The sequence below is a fragment of the Streptomyces sp. NPDC006529 genome (genome assembly GCF_040611795.1).
GTDB lineage: Bacteria > Actinomycetota > Actinomycetes > Streptomycetales > Streptomycetaceae > Streptomyces.
This window is the reverse complement of record NZ_JBEXPB010000022.1, coordinates 69,735-87,591: the sequence shown is the minus strand read 5'-3', so window position 1 is coordinate 87,591 and position 17,857 is coordinate 69,735. Positions and strand designations below refer to the sequence as shown.

The 17,857-nt window shown below is 76.6% G+C and carries 12 protein-coding genes and 1 pseudogene; 7 read left to right on the top strand and 6 right to left on the bottom strand.

The features are described 5' to 3' along the window. Positions 1–79: 79 nt before the first annotated feature. Positions 80–439 (top strand): annotated as a pseudogene (locus ABZY31_RS17535) (hypothetical protein); the annotation flags it as partial. Between the two features lie 38 nt (positions 440–477). On the opposite strand, the gene ABZY31_RS17530 reads toward ABZY31_RS17535, so the two are convergent. The 3 genes from ABZY31_RS17530 to ABZY31_RS17520 form a co-directional block, all read right to left on the bottom strand. Beyond that, positions 478–5,076: a hypothetical protein gene (locus ABZY31_RS17530; RefSeq protein ID WP_356410953.1), complete on the bottom strand. Its 4,599-nt coding sequence runs from the start codon at positions 5,074–5,076 to the stop codon at positions 478–480. 94 nt (positions 5,077–5,170) lie between these two features. After that, the gene (locus ABZY31_RS17525; protein ID WP_356410950.1) at positions 5,171–6,073 is read right to left on the bottom strand and encodes a hypothetical protein; all 903 of its coding nucleotides are present in this window, start codon (positions 6,071–6,073) and stop codon (positions 5,171–5,173) included. 166 nt (positions 6,074–6,239) lie between these two features. After that, positions 6,240–7,778: a hypothetical protein gene (locus tag ABZY31_RS17520; RefSeq protein ID WP_356410947.1), complete on the bottom strand. Its 1,539-nt coding sequence runs from the start codon at positions 7,776–7,778 to the stop codon at positions 6,240–6,242. A gap of 76 nt (positions 7,779–7,854) precedes the next feature. Here ABZY31_RS17520 and ABZY31_RS17515 point away from each other — a divergent pair, with 76 nt between their 5' ends. The 3 genes from ABZY31_RS17515 to ABZY31_RS17505 all read left to right on the top strand — a co-directional run bounded on the left by ABZY31_RS17515 (position 7,855) and on the right by ABZY31_RS17505 (position 10,303). Further along, positions 7,855–8,670 (top strand): 5-oxoprolinase subunit PxpA, encoded by an 816-nt coding sequence (locus ABZY31_RS17515; RefSeq protein ID WP_356411013.1) that lies wholly within the window; start codon positions 7,855–7,857, stop codon positions 8,668–8,670. Between the two features lie 101 nt (positions 8,671–8,771). Next, entirely contained in the window at positions 8,772–9,383 is a 612-nt protein-coding gene (locus ABZY31_RS17510; protein ID WP_356410945.1) for an allophanate hydrolase subunit 1, read from the top strand. Between the two features lie 59 nt (positions 9,384–9,442). Beyond that, positions 9,443–10,303, top strand: a complete 861-nt coding sequence (locus ABZY31_RS17505) for a biotin-dependent carboxyltransferase family protein (protein ID WP_356411010.1) — start codon at positions 9,443–9,445, stop codon at positions 10,301–10,303. 545 nt (positions 10,304–10,848) lie between these two features. Here ABZY31_RS17505 and ABZY31_RS17500 read toward each other — a convergent pair. After that, a complete protein-coding gene (locus tag ABZY31_RS17500; RefSeq protein WP_356410942.1) occupies positions 10,849–12,246 on the bottom strand; it encodes a HEAT repeat domain-containing protein in 1,398 nt (465 codons plus the stop codon). Between the two features lie 303 nt (positions 12,247–12,549). Next, a complete protein-coding gene (locus ABZY31_RS17495; RefSeq protein ID WP_356410939.1) occupies positions 12,550–12,975 on the bottom strand; it encodes an ankyrin repeat domain-containing protein in 426 nt (141 codons plus the stop codon). A gap of 375 nt (positions 12,976–13,350) precedes the next feature. Between ABZY31_RS17495 and ABZY31_RS17490 the strand changes: the two genes are divergently transcribed. Together ABZY31_RS17490 and ABZY31_RS17485 are read left to right on the top strand one after the other, a co-directional pair. Beyond that, on the top strand, positions 13,351–13,545 hold the full coding sequence (locus ABZY31_RS17490) for a hypothetical protein (RefSeq protein ID WP_030706611.1): 195 nt from the start codon (positions 13,351–13,353) through the stop codon (positions 13,543–13,545). A 54-nt stretch (positions 13,546–13,599) separates the two neighbouring features. Next, entirely contained in the window at positions 13,600–15,207 is a 1,608-nt protein-coding gene (locus tag ABZY31_RS17485) for a hypothetical protein (protein ID WP_356410936.1), read from the top strand. Between the two features lie 146 nt (positions 15,208–15,353). Here the strand turns inward: ABZY31_RS17485 and ABZY31_RS17480 are convergent, their stop codons facing one another. Then, positions 15,354–16,856, bottom strand: coding sequence for a PLP-dependent aminotransferase family protein (locus ABZY31_RS17480; protein ID WP_356410933.1), 1,503 nt, complete (start codon positions 16,854–16,856; stop codon positions 15,354–15,356). A gap of 189 nt (positions 16,857–17,045) precedes the next feature. Between ABZY31_RS17480 and ABZY31_RS17475 the strand changes: the two genes are divergently transcribed. Further along, positions 17,046–17,816 carry a glycerophosphodiester phosphodiesterase family protein gene (locus ABZY31_RS17475; RefSeq protein ID WP_356410930.1) on the top strand — a complete coding sequence of 257 codons (771 nt, stop codon included), beginning with the start codon at positions 17,046–17,048 and terminating at the stop codon, positions 17,814–17,816. Positions 17,817–17,857 lie beyond the last annotated feature (41 nt).

Here is a 17,857-nt window from a genome sequence, read left to right as displayed (position 1 = left end):
GCGAAGCATGGGCAGCGGTGTGTACGACGACGGAAACGGGCGAGGGAACGGGCGGCGGATCGGGACGGCCCCCCGGGGCCGTCCCCTGTGGGTGGAGGAACCGGCACGGCGGCGCAGGATGCCCGATCCGGTGCGCACGGCCGCCGTGCGGGCGGTGCTGATCGTGGCCGTGACGCTGACGCAGGCCACGGTGGCCTTCCTGCTGGCCGTGGCCGGGTCGTGGCTGGCCCTCCCGATGGCGCTCGGCGCGATAGCCGGGACGGTGGTGGCCACCTGGGGGGTGCTGGACGTCCTGATCACCCGGCAGACGTGGAACCAGCGGTACGGCGTGGTCTCGGTGCCGAGCAGCACGGCGCGCGAGCTGCGCCGGGACCGGCGGCGGGCCCGGCGCGCCGCCCGGTCCGGGCACATACCGGTCGCCACGGGCGGGATGCGCTGACGGGCCGGGCCGTGGGCGGACGCCCACGGCCCCCGCCCTCAGCTGCGGCGGTACATCCGGGTCGCCGTGATCTCGCCGTGGATCGGCTCGCCTTCGGGCCGCTGCTGCGGCAGGCCCGGGCGCAGGTGCTCCTCGACGCTGATGTACTTCAGCCCGGCCCGCAGGTCGGCGTCGTTGCGCAGCCGGATGACCAGTGGGAACTCCGCGAGGGCCGTGGTGTCGAACAGGCCCGTCGTGTACAGCAGCTGGACCCCGAGGGCGTCCGACACGGCGCGCTGGAGTTCCAGCAGGTACGTGGCGTTCGCGCGCCCGATGGGGTTGTCGAGGAACAGCGTGCCCGCGTGGCGCTGCCTGTCCCGGCCGCGGTCGTTGCTGCGCAGGGCGGCCATCGTGCAGTAGAGGGCGATGGCGGCGGTGAGCAGCTGGCCGCCGGAGAACACATCGCCCATCTGGCCGACCGGTACGCGTTCGGCGCGCAGCACGGCGTCGGGCTTGAGGATCTCCACCGCGATGCCCTTGGGCTCCAGCGCGGCCTGGACCCCGCGCAGCAGCAGGGACATGCCGTCGCGGCGGCCCTCGCCGAAGGAGGCCGCGCTGTTCTTCTTGACGGCCGCGCGGGTGGCCTCGTCGATGACCTCGCCGAGCCGCTCCGCGAGGGTGGCCTGGTCGGGTTCCTCGAAGCGGATGCGCAGGAACTCCTGCCCCGACCACTCCCCCAGTCCCTCGGGGAGCTGGGAGAGCCGCTGGGCCGAGCGGAGCGTGGCCAGGGCGGATTCAACCAGTCCGCGCAGCCGGTCCACGATGCTGTCGCGGTTGCGCTCCAGCTGCTCCAGTTCGTCGGTCAGGACGCGCAGCCGCGGGGCGAAGGCGGTGGCCCAGGAGGCCGCGTGCTCGGGCAGCGAGGCGGCCGGGAGTTCGCGGATTTGCTGGCGGGCGGGGGTGCGTACGGCCTCGTAGCGGGTGGAGTTGGCGTGCCGGACCAGGATGTCGCTCGCCTCGCGGACCGCGGCTTCGGCGGCCGAGAGGTCGCCCGCGAAGCCCCGCAGGGAGCGGCGGGCCTCGGTGGCGCTCTGGCGGGCCTCCTCCAGGCTTCCCGGGAACGCGCCGGAGCCCTGCTCGTCGGCCTCCTCGTGCGGGCTCTGGTCGCGCATCAGGTCCCGCAGCAGGGCGGCGGTCTCCTCGAAGCCGCCCGCGCCGTCCTCGGCCGCGCGCTGGGAGCGCAGCAGGTCGGCGTGGGCGGCCCGGGCGCGCTCGACGTCGGAGCTGTGGGCGGCGAGCCGGGCGGTGGCGGTGCGCAGCAGGGCCTGGGCGCCTTCGGCGTCGACCGGGACGAGTTCCTCGGGGAGTTCGGCGTGCGCGGTCCCCTCGGCGGGCGCGTGCCGTTCGGCTTCGCCGCGCAGCCGGCCGAGCTGCTCGCTGGCCGTGGAGGCGCGGGTCTCCAGCATCTGGACGAGGGATTCCGCGCGGGCGGCGGCCGCCTGGCGGGAGGGGCCGTCGGAGCCGTCGGTGCCTTCGAGGAGCTGGGCGGCGCGGGTGCGGACCTTGTTGCTGAGCCGGTCGACGTCGGCGAGGGCGGCGCTCTCGTCGCTTTCGGCGCGGGCCTGTTCGGCGCGCAGGTCGGCGCCGACGCCGACCTTCTCGTACAGCTGGGAGGCGGCCCGGTAGGCCTCGCGCAGGTCGGGCAGCGGCCTGCGGGCCGCGTCCTCGTCGACGGTCGGGTGTTCGGAGGCGCCGGCGATCTCGGCGCGTTCGGCGCGCAGCGCGCGGGCGGTGCGGCGGGCGTCGTCGGCGGCGCGCTGCGCGGCGCGGCGGTCCTCGTCGGCGGACCGGGCGCGGTCGAGGCAGGCCTCGGCGCGGGCCTCGGACTCGGCGGCCTCGTCGGCGAGTTCGCGCAGCCGGAGCTGCCAGCCGGCCCGCTCGCGCAGCCGGTGGGCGAGCCCGGCGAGGGCGTCGGCGGCGCGGCGGGCGCGCTGGGCGGCGTCCTGGCGCTCCTCGCGGATCCGGGCGGCGTCGGTGGCGCTCTCGTCGGCTTCGGCGCGGGCGGTGCGGGCCTCGGCCAGTTCGGCTTCGGCTTCCTCGGCGAACGTACGGGCGGCCGCGGCCTGCGCGGCCAGTTCGGCGAGGCGTCCGGGAGGGCAGCCGGTGCGCCAGGAGGCGAGCCGGGCGGCGAGGGCGCGGTCCGCGCCGAGGCGGGCCGCGAGGTCGCGGATCTCGGTGTCGCGGGCGGTGGCGCGGGCGCGCAGCGCCCGGCGTTCCTCGTCGGCGGCGTGTTCGTCGTGCATGGCCGGGTTCGGCGGTACGAGGAACACGCCGGTGTCGGCGTCGGGTCCGGCGGGCGGTACGGGCGCCAGCAGCGCGGCGGCGGTGCCGACGGCGACGGCGGAGCGGGGCAGCAGCGCGGCGGCGGTGAGCACCTCGCGGGCCCGGCTGTGGGTGTCGGGGTCGGTGATGACCACGCCGTCGACGAGTTCGGGGCGGGCGGCGAGGACGGCGGCGTGGTCGGCCGGGTCGACGGCCTGGGCGAGGTAGCGCCAGCCGGGGAGGGCCGGGATGCCGTGTTCGCCGAGGTACTCGACGGTGGCCAGGACGTCCGGGCCGGGCGGCAGCAGGCCGCCGTCACCGAGGGCGCCGAGGATGCGGGCGTCGTCGGCGGCGGCGGTGCGCAGGTCGAAGAGCTGGCGCTCGGCGGTGGCGACGTTCGTGTCGAGGAGGTCGCGCAGCTCGTCCGCACCCCGGTCGAGGTCTTCGGGGGTGAGGCCGGGGGCCGGGTCGGTGGTGTCCGCACCGGGCGCGGCCGGGAGGCCCAGCAGGTCGGCGAGGCGGGGGGCGGCGGCCAGCGAGGCGGCGGCGCGGTGCTCGGCGGCGTGGGCGGCCTCGGCCGCGTCGGCGGCGTCGGCCGCGCGGGCGGCGGTGAGTTCGGCGCGGGACTGGGCGGCGGCCGCCTCGCGGGCGGCGTCGGTGGTGGCGCGGGCGGCTTCGCGGGCCTCGTCCCAGGCGGCCACGGCGCTCTTCTCGGCGTCGCTCGCGGCCAGCGCGGCGCGGGCCGGGTCGGCGTCGGGCGCGGAGTCGTCGAGCCAGCCCGCGCGGACGGCTTCGGCGGTCTCCTGCTCGACCTCGGCGAGCCGGGCGCGCAGGTGTTCGGCCTCGCTGCGGGCGCGCTGGGCGGCGGTGGCGGCGGCGGTCGCGTCGCGGTGGGCGCTCTCGCCGAGCTCCTGGAGCGCGGCGGAGCGCTCCTCGCCCTCGTTGGCGACCTCCTCGCCCGCTTCGGCGGCGGTGTGCAGGGCCCGTACGAGCGCGGCGGCGGCGGTGGCGCGGGCGGCCAGCGCCGGCGCCGCGTCCCGCTCGGCTTCGAGGATGGCGGCGGCGACGCGCGCGGAACGGTCGGCGGCGGCGCGGTGGCGCAGGACGGACTCGGCGGCCTGCCAGGCGGCGTGCAGGGTGCGGGCCTCGAGGAGTTCGCGGCGCTGGGCGGTGGCCGCCTTGTCGGCGACGGCGAGGGCCAGCGAGGCGTGCCGGTAGGCGAGTTCGGCGGCGATGGCGGCGCTGCGGTCGCGGGCGGATTCGGCGGCGGTGACCTGGTGGGCGGCGTCGGTGACCCGCTGGGCGAGGTCTGCGGCGCGGCCGCGCTCCTCGGTGGCGCGGGCGGACAGCCGCCGGGCGAGGGTGCGCGTACGGCGTTCCGCGCCGACGTGGACGTCGCGGGCGCGGGCGCGGGCCGCGGTGGCGTCCACGATCCGGCCGAGGAGGTCGACCGAGCCGGCGGTGAAGTCCCGTTCGGCCATCAGCTCGGCGCGCCGGCCGAGCTTGTTGCCGAAGCCGTGGACCAGGTCGGCGAGGCCGTCGGTGTCGCGGGTGTCGGTGACGGCGCGCAGCAGCAGGTCGGTGAAGTCGGAGTCCTTCTTGACCGCGAAGAGCCCGGCCGCCTCGCCCTCGTCCGCGTTCATCTCGCGCTGGTAGCGGAAGAGTTCGGGGTCGAGACCGAGGTCGGTGAGGTGTTCGTTCCAGCGATCGTGGATCTCCTCCCAGGAGACCTCCAGGTGCGGGTAGGCCTTGCCCGCCTCGGTGAGCGCGTCGCGGAAGCCCTTCATGGTGCGGCGGCGGCCCTGCGCGCCGGAAACGCCCTCGACGACGGGGCGCACGGCGGTCGATTCGGCGACCGGGAGGTTGTCCAGGCTCAGTCCGGGGCCGGGGCGGAAGGAGTACCAGGCCTCGGCGAACTTGCGCGGGTCGTTGGAGACCTGCCGGCCGCGCCATTCGCTGACCTTGCCGACGACGACGCACTCGCCGGTGCGGGTGTGCTGCCACTCCAGGGCGACGTGTCCGCAGTCGTCGGCGAGCAGGAACTTGCGCAGGACGCCGGAGCTGGCCCCGCCGAGGGTGTTGCGGTGTCCGGGCAGCATCACCGAGAAGATCAGCTTGAGCAGGACGGACTTGCCGCCGCCGTTCTCCAGGAACAGCACTCCGGCGGGCGCGGGGCGCCGCGGCGGGCCCGCCGGCTCGTCCTGGAAGAACTCCGCCTGGGTGGGCGCCGGGTGGGGCACCGGCTCGCCGACTCCGCGCAGGTCCAGCACGGTGTCGGCGTAGCGCGCACCGGCGGGTCCGATGGAGTAGAGGCGGATCCGGGACAGCTCGTACATGGCGGACTCTCGTGGGGGCTGGGTGCGGAGGGCGGGTGGTGGCGGGGTCGGCGCGGCGGGCGCCCCGGCGGGGGGCGGGCGGGCCCGGCGGGGCTCAGGTGTGGAAGGGCAGGCCCGCGTCGGCGGCCAGTTCCAGGTCGTCGCCCTCGGGGGGCGGCAGCAGGGTGGCGGAGCCGTCGCTGACGGCGACCACGCCCAGGTCGAGGAGTTCGGCCATCGCGGCGCTGCCGGCCATGTCGCGGACCTGGAGCTGGTAGCGGGGGGTGGTCCGGTAGGTGCCTCCGGCGTCGTCGCCGGTGCGCTGGAGGAAGCCGGACTCGGTGAGGAAGGCGGCGGCCTTGCCGACGATGCCGGTGGTGGAACCGGCGAGGCGGCGGGCGTCCTTGGTGGCCCCGGTGGCGCTGCGCCGGGCGTAGACCCGCCAGGCGGCCTCCAGGCCGGGGGCGTCGGTGGCGGGGTCGGTGTTCTCGCCCTGCTCCTCGGCGCGCTCCTCCAGGCGGCGGCAGGTCTGGCGGACGAAGGCGTCCACGCCGTTGACCGTGACCCGGCCGATGTAGCCGTCGTCGGCGAGGTCCTCGGGCCGGGGGAAGGCGAGGGCGGCGACGGCGAGGTGGGCGAGGCCGTGCAGGAACCGGTCGGCGGAGTCGGCGGTGGTGCGGCGGGCGTAGTCGCCCATGCGGACGGCGAAGACGGAGTCCTCGCCCGCGGCGACGGCCATCCCGGCGCGGGTGGAGACCTCCAGGACGACCAGGCCGAGGCCGGTGGCGACGGCGTCGGCGAGCCGCCCGAAGGCGGGGTCCTCGCGGTAGCGGCGCAGGAGTTCTGCGTATTCGGCGTCGCGGGCGGGCAGCAGCTTGGGCTGGAGCCCGAAGGCGACGAGCCGTGCCGCGTCGGCGGCGTCGGCCGGGGTGACGGGTGCGCCGGCCAGGGCGTGGGCCGGGGCCCCCGCCGCGTCGGGCTCGCTCCACGCGGGGTGCTCGGCGTGGTGGTCGCTCACGGGTACGTCTCCTCGGGGGCGGTGCGGATGCGCTCGGCGCGGGCTGTCGGGGTGGCGGTGCCGGGGCACCCGGCGCCGGGTGCGGTACGGGCGCCCGCGCCCGGTGGGGGCGACGGCGGGGCGGCCGCGCCGGCCGGGGGCGGGGGGACCCGGTGCGGAGGCCGGGTCATGCGGCTTCCGCGCGGGCCGCGGTCATGGCGGCCGCGTCGAGCAGGGCCGTACCGACGATGAGGTCGGCGCCGCCGAATTCCGGGTCGTCCAGTTCCGTGCCGTCGTCCACCGCGAAGAGGAGCCGCTCCTCGCCCTGCCGGTACGCCGTGCCGACCGCCGGGCTCGCCGCGTGCACGGCGAGCAGCGCGACCAGGTACGGCAGGTCCGGATCGCGGCGCCGGGCCTCGGCCAGCAGGCCGGACAGTCGGCGCGGGGCGTCGTGCGGGAGGTCCAGCAGCCGCATGGCGACGGCGAGCTGCTCCTCGCTGAACCGGCTGTCGTCGGGGGTGGCGATCAGGTCCGGCTCGGGCATCTCCACGCCGAGGTGCTCGCGCTCGACCGGCGGGGTCAGCAGGATCTCGACGAGGTCGGCGACCCGTACCGAGACGGGGGTGCGCAGCCCGGTCCCGGCGGCGAAGAACGCGTCGGTGACCCGGCACGCCTCGGACACGGGCAGCGGCAGCACGGGGGCGACGAGCTGCCCGTACAGGTCGATGCCGGTGCGGGGCGCGGGCGCGGCGAAGGCCTGACGGTCCTGTTCCGCGCGGAAGAGCGGTCCGGCGTCGAGCAGCCGGGACTGGAGCTGGGTGTGGCGGCGGATGCAGTCCTTGACGATGTCGACCAGTTCGGCGGCGCGCCGCTTGTTCTCCGGCTCCTCGGCCTCGTCGCGGGCCTTGCGGATGTTGGTGAGGATCGCGTTCTCGTGCCGGTAGCGGTCGGCGACGTGCTCCAGCGCCTCCGCGATCATGTCCGGGACGGCCTGGAGCCAGTCCACGGCGCGCACGTTGCGCCGGGTCGCGTCGAGGGTCCGGCGCAGCGTCTCGGCGTACTGCACGGTGCGGTAGCGGGCCTGCTCCGCCGCGAGTTGGGCGTCGGCGAGCCGTCCCCGGCTGATCAGCACCTCCAGCTTCACCTCGGCGGCGATCTGGGCGCTGGTGACGTCGGTGTCGAGGGCGCCGACGAGGACGTTGACGGCCTCGTCGGTGGTGCGCAGGTAGACCGCTCCGCCGTAGCCGGGGACTTCCTCGATGAGCTTGAAGTCGTAGTCGCGGCGGACGTAGACGCCGTCCGGGCCGAAGGTGCCGTAGATCGCGCGGAAGCCACGGTCGACGCTGCCGACGTTGATCAGGTTCTCCAGGACCCAGCGGGCCACCCGCTCGTGCTCGGCGGCGGGGCGGGCGGGTGCCTGGGCGGCGACGCGGGGCAGCAGCCTGGCCACTATCTGCTCGTGGTCCGCGCCCGTGTCGAAGTCCATGTTGAGCGTGACCAGGTCGATCGCGGAGAGCGCGATCTCGGCCATGGCGTAGCCGCCGTACTCGCCGGCGAGGTTGGCCTTGCGCACGTCGAGGTCGTGCAGCGGCGCGGTGCAGGCGAGCGCGCGCAGGCGTCTGGCCAGGCCCTCGTCGGCGGCCGGGCCCGACGCCGGGGACGGATGGGTCTTCGCCGGGGCTGGGAAAGTCACGACGGAAAGACTAGGCGCTGACACGGACAACATCCCAAACGGCATGGTTCGGCCGGATCGTCCGCCGGACCCGCGGGCGCCGCTGTTCTACGCTCGCCGCATGGCATCCATGATCACATCCGCGCACACCTCCTCCGGGCCCGCGCCGGACGCGTCCGGACCCGTCATCGACCTCAACGCCGATCTGGGCGAGGGGTTCGGCCGCTGGACCCTCACCGACGACGAGGCGCTGCTGACGGTGGTGACGAGCGCCAACGTCGCCTGCGGTTTCCACGCCGGGGACCCGTCCATCATGCGGCGGGTCTGCGAGCTGGCCGCCGAGCGCGGGGTGCGGATCGGGGCACAGGTGTCCTACCGCGATCTGGCGGGCTTCGGGCGGCGGGCCATGGAGGTGCCGCCGCGGGAGCTGGCGGCCGAGGTGGCCTACCAGATCGGGGCGCTGGAGGTGTTCGCGCGGGCCGCGGGGTCGCGGGTGTCGTACGTTAAACCGCACGGCGCCCTCTACAACCGGACCGTGCACGACGCGGCGCAGGCGGCCGCGGTGGTCGCGGGCGTCCGGCTCTCGGCGGGGCCCGGGGCGGACCTGCCGGTGCTCGGCCTGCCCGGGTCGCTGCTGCTGGCGGCCGCCGCGGAGGCGGGGCTGTCCGCCGTGCCGGAGGCCTTCGCGGACCGGGCGTACGCGCCCGGCGGGACGCTGGTGCCGCGCGACCGCCCGAACGCGGTGCTGGGGACCCCCGGAGCGGTGGTGGCCCAGGCCCTCGCGCTGGCCTCCGGGGGCGCGGTGACGGCCGTCGACGGCTCCCGGGTGCCGGTGGCGGCCCGGTCGCTGTGCCTGCACGGCGACACCCCCGGCGCGGCGGACCTGGCGCTGCGGGTGCGGGAGGCCCTGAGCGGGGCCGGGATCCGGGTGGAGGCCTTCGCGTGAGCGGCGGCGGGGGTGCGGGGGGCGGGGGCGGGTCCGAGTCCGAGTCCGCAAGCGGGTCCGGGTCCCATGGGCAGCCCGGGGTCTCCGGGGAGGGGGTTCGGGTGCTGCGTGCGGGGGACGCGGCGTTGCTGTGCGAGGTGGATTCGGCGGCGGAGGTGGCCGCGCTGCACGCGGAGCTGCTGCGCCGCCGCGCCGCGGGCGAGCTGGGCGGCGTACGGGAGATCGTGCCCGCCGCGCGGACCGTGCTGCTCGACGGGGTGCGGGAGCCCGGCGCGCTCGCCGCCCGGATCCGCGGCCTGCGGGTGCCGCCGCTCGCGGGCGCCGAGGGACCGCTGGTGCGGGTGCCGGTGCGCTACGACGGGCCGGACCTGGCCGAGGTGGCCGCGCTGTGGGACGTACCGGCCGCGCGGGTGGCCGAGATCGTGGGCGGGACGGAGTTCCGGGTGGCCTTCTGCGGTTTCGCGCCCGGTTTCGGCTACCTGACCGGGCTTCCGGAACGCTTCCATCCGCCCCGCCGCGCCAGCCCCCGTACGGCCGTCCCGGCGGGCTCGCTCGCACTGGCGGGCGAGTACGCGGGCGTGTACCCGCGCTCCTCCCCCGGCGGCTGGCAGCTGATCGGGTCCACCGACGCGGTGCTGTGGGACCCGGCGCGCGAGCCGGCCGCGCTGTTCGCGCCGGGCGTGCGGGTCCGGTTCGTGGAGGTGGGCGCGTGACCCGGCCGGACGGCGGCCCCGCGGAGGGCGACGGCGCGGAGGGCGACGGTGCGTCCCCCGTGCCCGGCCTCGAAGTGGTGCGGGCCGGGGCGCTGACCACCCTCCAGGACCTGGGGCGCCCCGGGTACGCGCACCTCGGTGTTCCGCACTCCGGCGCACTCGACACCCCCGCGCACGCCCTCGCCAACCGCCTCCTGGGCAACCCGGCCGGCGCCGCGACCCTGGAGACCACGCTCGACGGGGTCGCGCTGCGCGCGCTCGCCCCGGTGACGGTGGCGGTCACGGGAGCGCCCTGTGCGGTACGGGCGGCCGGGCGCCCGGCGGCCTGGGGCGCGCCGGTGCGGCTCGCGGCCGGGGCGGTGCTGGAGGTCGGGGCCGCGGTGTGCGGGGTGCGGAGCTACGTCGCCGTGCGGGGCGGCTTCGCGGTCCCCGCGGTCCTGGGCAGCCGCTCCACCGACCTGCTGTCGGGGCTCGGGCCGGCGGTCCTGGGCCGGGGCACGGTGCTGCCGGTGGGGGCGCCCGGGGGGCCGGTCCGCGGGGCGGACGGCTCGCGGCTGCCCGCGCCGCCGGTGGAGCTGGTGCTGCCGGTGCTCCTGGGGCCACGGCACGACTGGTTCACCGGTGCGTCGGTGGCCGCGCTGGGGCGGACGCGCTACCGGGTCTCCTCGGCGGGCAACAGGATCGGGCTGCGCACCGAGGGCGGTCCGCCGCTGGTGCGGGCGCGGGGCGGTGAGCTGCCGAGCGAGGGCATGGTGCGGGGGGCGGTGCAGGTGCCGCCGGACGGGCTGCCGGTGGTGTTCCTGGCCGACCATCCGGTCACGGGGGGCTATCCGGTGCTGGGGGTGGTGCCGGGGGCGGCGCTGTACGGGGCTGCGCAGGCTCGGCCGGGGGTGCCGGTGCGGTTCGTTCCACGGGGGTGAGGGGGCGGCGCGGTGGCCCCGGCGCCCGGCGCCGCCCCGGCCGGGCGGGCCCCCGGCCGTGCCGCCGCCTGCATCGCCTGGCCGTGGGTGCACTCGTACCCCGGCGCGGGGCCCGGTCATCTCCTGCGCCGGCGGCTCCGCGCCGCCGTGCCCTCAAACGCCGGGCGGGCTGGAGGTGCCGGCTCAAGGGTGCTCGCTCCAACCCTGACGGCCGCCGTGCCTCCGGCGGGCCCTCAAACGCCGGGCGGCTGAACGTGCCGCCACGCCCGGCCCGGGGCTGCGCGTCACGAGCCTGACGGCCTCCGTCGGCCTATGTGCCTCGGGCGGGCCCTCAAACACCGGGCAGGCCGAGAATTCCCGGCGGTGGGGTCACGCAGCACACACAGCGACCCAGCGCGGCCGGGACCCTCGCGCCCCGCCGCACGCGCCTCCGGCGGGCCCTCGAACGCCGGGCGGGCTCGATGTGCCGTCCGCGGTGGGACGGGCCGAGGCCCCGGGCCCTGCCCACCGCGCCGGGCTCGGGCCTCGCGCGCAAGCAGGGGCGGTTACACCGCGGACTCCGGGGTGATGCGGTTGCGGACGGCGGACTGGACGTCTTCCTCTTCCGCCGGGTCCGCCGCCAGGCGGCGCAGGCGGGGGGCGACGCGGGCGTCGGCCGTTTCGGCGTGGTGGGCGGCCACCTCGCGGGTGGTCTCCTCGCAGTCCCAGAGGCACTCGACCGCGAAGCCCGCCGCGAAGGAGGGGTCGGTGCTGGCCAGGGCGCGTGCGGCGCGCCCCCGCAGGTGGGAAGAGGCCGTCTCGCGGTAGATGTGCCGCAGTACGGGCGCGGCGCAGCCGATCGCGAGCCGTCCCGCGCCGTCGACAAGGGGGAAGAGCCGGACGGTGTCGGGCCCGGCCGCGCGGACCGTCGTACGCAGCGCCCCGAGCACCAGCCCCGCGTCCTCGGCTCCGCCACGGGCCGCGAGGAGGGCCGCCGCGGCCGCGCCCAGGGCGTCGGGGCGGTGGACCCAGCCGCGGGCCCGGTCGACGGCGGCGGGACCGCACATGCGCTCGTAGGCGGCCACGGCGGGTTCGTCCCCCGCGGCTTCGATCAGGTCGAGGACGGCCGGGTTGTCCGGCTCGGCCAGGACCAGGTGGTGCAGCGCGGTGGCCCGGGCGGCCTCGCCGGACGCGCCCGCGGCGGCGGCCAGGATTGCCGGCCGGTCCTCGGGGGTCGCCACGGCGGCCAGGCAGCGGGCCGCGGGCACGTGCAGCGGCGTACCGCGGCGCAGCCCGTCCTCGGCCCAGTCGAAGACGGCCTGGACGCCCCAGCCGGGGCGGGGCCCGGACGGGGTGAGCTGGCGCTGCCAGCGGTCGAAGGAGCCCTGCTGGCGGGCGGCGCGCAGCCGCTCGCCGAACTCGGCCCCCTCCTCCCACAGGCGCCACGGGCGCGGTTCGTACGCGTCGCGGACCGCGGCGGCCAGCCGCGCCCCGCCCTCGGCGGTGTCGGGGAAGCGGGCCAGGACCGGCCGGGCCAGGGCGCGCAGCCCCGCGTCGTCGTCGCGCAGCGCGAGTTCGTCCAGGGCCCAGGCCCAGTTCGATCCGCTCGCGGCGTAGCGGCGCAGCAGCATCAGCGCGTCGTCGCGGCCGTACGAGGCCAGGTGGCCGAGGACGGACAGGGCGAGGCCGGTGCGGCTGTCGCTGTCGTCGAGGAGGTCTTCGGCGCCGAAGAGGTGCGCCTCGATCTCGCCGAGGGGACCGCTGAGGTCCAGGTACAGGCGGGCGTAGTACAGGGAGCGGTTCTCGACCTGCCAGTCCTGGCGCGGATCGCGCAGTACGCACTGGTTGAGGGCCGCGAGGGCCTCCGCCCGGGGTGCGGCGAGCGCGTGCAGCGTGCCGTCACCGCGGCCGCGCTGGAGGAGACCGAGCAGGGTCCCGCTCGGCGCTATGACTGGTTCGAACATGGCAAGGGCCTCAAATCAAGCTGGGGACGCGACCGGGAATCGGGATTCACAGGGCCGCGTAACAGCATGTGAGGACGTTCGCCGTCTTGTTCCGCTCGATGTAGACCATTGCCTTCTCACTCTCTCGGTGCGCCCGGTCCGGCGGCCGGACCGGGCGGGGACCTGTCTTGTCCTGCCCGTTCCTGCCCGTCCGCCGGTGCGCGAATCGAATCCGTCGCCATGATGACCCAGGCGGTTTGTGCACCGCGACCACATTTAAGGCCGCCGTGACCAACCCGGGATCCACGCCCCCGCAGAAACGGACTACTTGGCTCCGAAGAGTTCGAGCAAGTCGGCCTTCCCGAACATGCGCGCGGTGTCGACGGCCGACGGCGTGCCCGCGTTCGGGTCGGCTCCCCCGGCGAGCAGGGCGCGGATGACCGGCTCCTCGCCCTTGAAGACGGCGCCGGCGAGCGGGGTCTGGCCGCGGTCGTTGGCGCGGTCGCCCTCGGCGCCGCGGGCCAGCAGGGCCGTGACGGCCTCCGCGTGGCCGTGGTAGGCGGCGAGCATGACCAGGGTGTCGCCCCGGTCGTTCGTGAGGTTCGCCGGGACGCCCGCGTCGAGGTACGCGGTGAGCGTCTCGGTGTCGCCCTGGCGGGCGAGGTCGAAGATCTTGGTGGCCAGCTCGATGACGTCCTCGTCGGGAACCTCGGGGACGTCCGGGTGGCCGTTCTCGGCGTGCTCGCTCATCGGGTCGTACCGCCTCTCGTTCGCTGCCTGGCGTGAAGTTTCCCCAGGCCGGGCGGGCAGGGGAACGCACGGCACTACGTCCGTACGGGTGAATCGACAGAGTACTGCCCGCGCCCGGACATGACGGGGCAGGACCGAGGCAAAGATCACCCCCGGGGCGGGAGCGGTACCGGAGCGGGGCCGGAGCGGGAAGTCCCGCGCCGCCGGGGCGGGACCGGGACGGCGGCGACTGGGCCGGATCGGTGAAAAATTACAGGAATCACCCATCTGCACCTTTTATCGCATTGATACTTGCTGTGAGCCTGGCACAACTGATGGTGACTGTCCCCTGCCCCACCACCCCTGCCCCCACCAGGAGAGTCTGGAGAGCAACTCATGGTCCTGTCCATCTCAGGTGTCGTCCTGCTCGGCATCATCTGCTTCCTCTTCTTCAAGAAGGACGGGATGAAGCTGTCGCACGCGTTCGTCTGCTCGCTGTTCGGCTTCTTCCTCGCCGGATCGGCCATCGCTCCGAGCATCACGGCCAGTACGGCCAGCCTCGCGAGCCTCCTCGGCGGCATCAAGCTCTGACCGCCCCCACACCCCGCCCGTACGGCAGCAGCACGACAGATCCAGGAGACGCCCGTGGCCCGGCGCCCACTTCCCCGCATCCTCATCAGCGGCAACGCCTCGCTGAGCCGGGGCCGCGACCTCGCTCGCACGGCCGCCGACAACGCCACGGACGTCCTCCATCCGCTGCTGACCATCGGCCGGGGCATCGGTGTCCTGGCCGCGGCGGGACGGCGCCGGTGGGCCTCCACCCCCAAGGACAAGCGTGGTCCCGCGCTGTTCCTGGGGGCGGCCTGCCTGCTCGTGGTCGCGCTCGTGCCGTACGGGCCGCTGCTCGCCCTGATCACCCTCATGGCGGCGGCGGCCTGGCACGGGCGGGACCGCACCCCCGTGCGGACCGGACCCGGCGAGGCGGAGACCGAGCGCCTCGCCGCCCTCTACGAGGCCCTCGTCCCGTACTTCTCCATCCCGGAGGACCCCGCTCCGCTCTTCGCCCACGGCGGCGAGTGGGACAAGGCCTTCAGCGACTACTCCTTCGACGACGCGGGCCGCCTCACCCGGCTGCGGATCCGCTACCCGGCCTACTTCACCGACGGCGAGGCCGCCTCGCGCGCCCGGATCGAGTCCCTCTTGCACGCCAAGTCCGGGCGCGGCCGGGAGTACCTGTTCGACTGGGACGAGGAGGGCAACCAGCTCGACCTGAGCGTGCTGGCGGCGCTGGCCACCGGCATCGCCGCCCAGCCCTTCGTGACCATGCCCGGCGAGACGGTCCTCGGCTTCACGGACGCGGCCTCCGTGCAGCGCACCCTGCCGGTGGCCGACGGCGAGGAGACGCGGGACGCGCCGCCGGTGATCTGGCGGACCGGTCCCCGCTCCACCGAACCCCACCTGCTCGCCGTCGGCCAGCCCGGCAGCGGCACCTCCACCCTGCTGCGCTCCATCGCCCTGCAGGCGCTGCGGCACGACGGCGACGTCCTGGTCGTGGAGGGCGGCGGCAGCGGCGAGTACGCCTGCCTCTGCGGGCGCGCGGGCGTGCTCGCCGTGGAGAGCGGGCCCGCCGGGGCGCTCGGGATCCTGGAGTGGGCCGCCCGGGAGACCGAGCGGCGGCTGATCGCCGGGCACCGGGCCCGCGAGGCGGGACAGCCCGCGCCCGAGGACGTCCGGCGTCCGCTGTGGATCCTGCTCGACCGGCCCAGCGTGCTCGGCCACCTCGCGGCGGCCGAGGGGCGCGCCGATCCGCTGGCGCTGCTCCAGGTCCCGCTGCGGCACGGGCGGGCCGTGCACGTCACGGTGGTGGTGGCCGAGCAGTTCGACCACCTGGAGCTGCTCGGCGACGCCGTGTGGCAGCACACCCGGGCCCGGGTGGCGCTCGGGCCCGCCGGGATCCAGCAGATCGCCGAGGTGCTGGGGGTCCCCCCGCACACCACCCCTCCCGCACAGGTCCCGCCCGGGCGCGGTTACGCCCGCCTCGGCTCGGGGCCGGTCCACCGGCTCCAGGTGCCGGCGACCCCGGACCCCTACGACGACGCGGCGCACCCGGCGCACTGCCGGGCCGTGCGCGAGCTGCTGCCCGAGCGGGCGCACGCCACCCTGTCGAAGCCGCCGCGCCCGGACCGGGCACCGGCCCAGGGCTCCTCGATCGACGCCTCGGAGATCCCGGAGGTCGCGGCGGACGCGCCGTGAGGAAGCCCGGGCACCCTGCCGGGCCGGCCGCCGCGCGCGGCCCGGCGCGGCCGTGGGAAGTCCCGGCCCCCGCGCGGACCCGGCCACCGTGAAGGGGCGGGCGGCCGCAGGAAGGGCCCGCCCGCCCCGCCGCGGCCGCCCCGGTGCTACGCGACGAACGTGCGCGGGGGTTCCGCCCCGCCGCCCCCCGCGCCCGTGCCGACCAGGCGGGCGGCGGCCGCGAGCCGGGACGCGGCCTCGTCGGCCAGCGGGCCGCCGACCGTGAACGGCAGCCGTACGTACCCCTCGAAGGCCCCGTCGACCCCGAACCGCGGGCCCGAGGGCACCCGGACGCCGACCCGCTCCCCCACCTCGGCCAGCCGGGACCCGGACAGCCCGCCCGCGCGGGCCCACAGCGTCAGCCCGCCGCCCGGCACCACGAACTCCCAGTCCGGCAGCTCCCGGCGCACGGCCGCGACCAGCGCGTCCCGGTTCTCCCGGGCCTGGGTGCGGCGGATCTCCACCGCCTCCTCCCAGCCCCCCGTGCGCATCAGCCAGTTCACCGCGAGCTGCTCCAGCACGGGGGTGCCGAGGTCGGCGTACGCACGGGCGGCGACCAGGCTGCGGATCACGTCCGGGGCGGCCCGGACCCAGCCGATCCGCATGCCCGCCCAGAACGCCTTGCTCGCGGAGCCCACCGTGACGACGGTGCTGCCGGCGGGGTCGAAGGAGCAGACCGGGCGCGGCATCTCCAGGTCCGCGTCCAGCCGCAGCTCGGCCATGGTCTCGTCCACGACCAGGACCGTCCCGGCCGAACGGGCCGCCTCGACCATCTGGCGGCGCTGCTCCTCGGAGGCCAGCGCGCCGGTGGGGTTGTGGAAGTCGGCGACGACGTACGCCAGGCGGGGCGCGGCGTCACGGAGCACCTGGCGCCAGGTCGCCATGTCCCAGCCGCCGGGCCCGCCCGCCATCGCGACGGGCACCAGGCGGACCCCGGCGGCGCGCATGAGCTGGAGGATGTTGGCGTAGGAGGGCGATTCCACCGCGATCCGCTCGCCGCGGCCCGCGAAGAGGCTGCAGATGGCGTCGATCGCGCCCATCGCCCCGGTGGTGACCATGATCTGCTCGGGCATGGTCGGGATGCCGCGTTCGGTGTAGCGGTCGGCGAGCATCCGGCGCAGCGCGGGCAGCCCCGCCGGGTAGTCCCCGTGGGTGTGCGCGTACGGCGGCAGCTCCTCCAGGGCCCCCTGGACGGCCTTGGTCAGCCAGGGTTCGGGCGCCGGGAGGGCCGCGCAACCGAGGTCGATCATCGAACCGAGCGCCTCGGGCGGCAGCGGTTCCAGGCCGCGGGCGGGCAGCGGGTTCCCGGCCGGTACGGAGGTCCAGCTGCCGGCGCCTCGCCGGGACTCCAGGAACCCCTCGCCCCGCAGGGCCTCGTAGGCGGCGGCGACCGTGGTGCGGCTCAGCGAGAGGGAGACGGCCAGCTCGCGCTCGGCGGGCAGCCGGGCCGCGACCGGCACGCGGCCCTCCAGGACGAGCAGCCGGATCCCGTCGGCCAGGGAGCGGTAGGCGGGGGGCTTGCGCGTGCCCGCCGCCGCGGGCTGCGGCTGCTGGGAGGTGATCAGCCGGGCGAGCTGTGCGGCGCCCACCGCGGAGGTCCACTGGGCCATGCTGTCCGGTCCACTTCCGAAGGATTGGCCCCGGAGCGGCGCTGCCGCGGCCGGGATTGGCTTGGTCCTGCGGGCTCAGGGTGCCATGGCGGGGGCCACGGCGGCCAGCACGGCGGCCGCGGGACCCGCCGGGCCCACCACCCCGGCCCGCCCGAGGCGGACGCGCCCCGGCCGGGGCATACTGCGGCCGTGACCCACGTACGCCTTCGGCACCCCTACCTGGACCACCCGGCTCCGCTTCCCTTCGCGCACCGCGGCGGGGCCGCGGACGGGCTGGAGAACACCGCGGCCGCCTTCCGCCGCGCGGCCGCGGCGGGGTACCGGTACTTCGAGACCGATGTCCACGCCACCGCCGACGGGCGGCTCGTCGCCTTCCACGACGCGACCCTGGACCGGGTGACCGACGCCCGCGGCCGGATCGGCGCGCTGCCGTGGAGCGCGGTGCGCGCGGCCCGGGTGGCCGGGAGCGAGCCGCTGCCGCTGTTCGAGGAGCTGCTGGAGGAGTTCCCGCGGGCCCGCTGGAACATCGACGTCAAGGCCGAGGCCGCGCTCCTGCCCCTGGTCGACCTGATCTCCCGCACGGGGGCGTGGCACCGGGTGTGCGTCGGTTCGTTCTCGGAGGGACGCGTGGCCCGGGCGCAGCGGCTGGCGGGGCCCCGGCTGGCCACCTCGTACGGGGTGCGCGGCGTGGTGGGGCTGCGGCTGCGCTCGTACGCCATCCCTGCGGCGCTGCGCGTGGGCGCGGTGGCGGCGCAGGTTCCGGAGGTCCAGTCGGGCATCCGCGTGGTCGACCGGCGCTTCGTGGAGACCGCGCACGCGCGGGGGCTCCAGGTGCACGTGTGGACCGTGAACGAACCGGAACGCATGGAGTCTCTTCTGGACCTGGGTGTCGATGGCATCATGACCGACCGGATCGACATCTTGCGCACGGTGCTGGAGCGCCGCGGGGCCTGGGCCTGACAGGCCCGCACGCCGCTGCGGGGCACGCGGCGGGCCGTGCG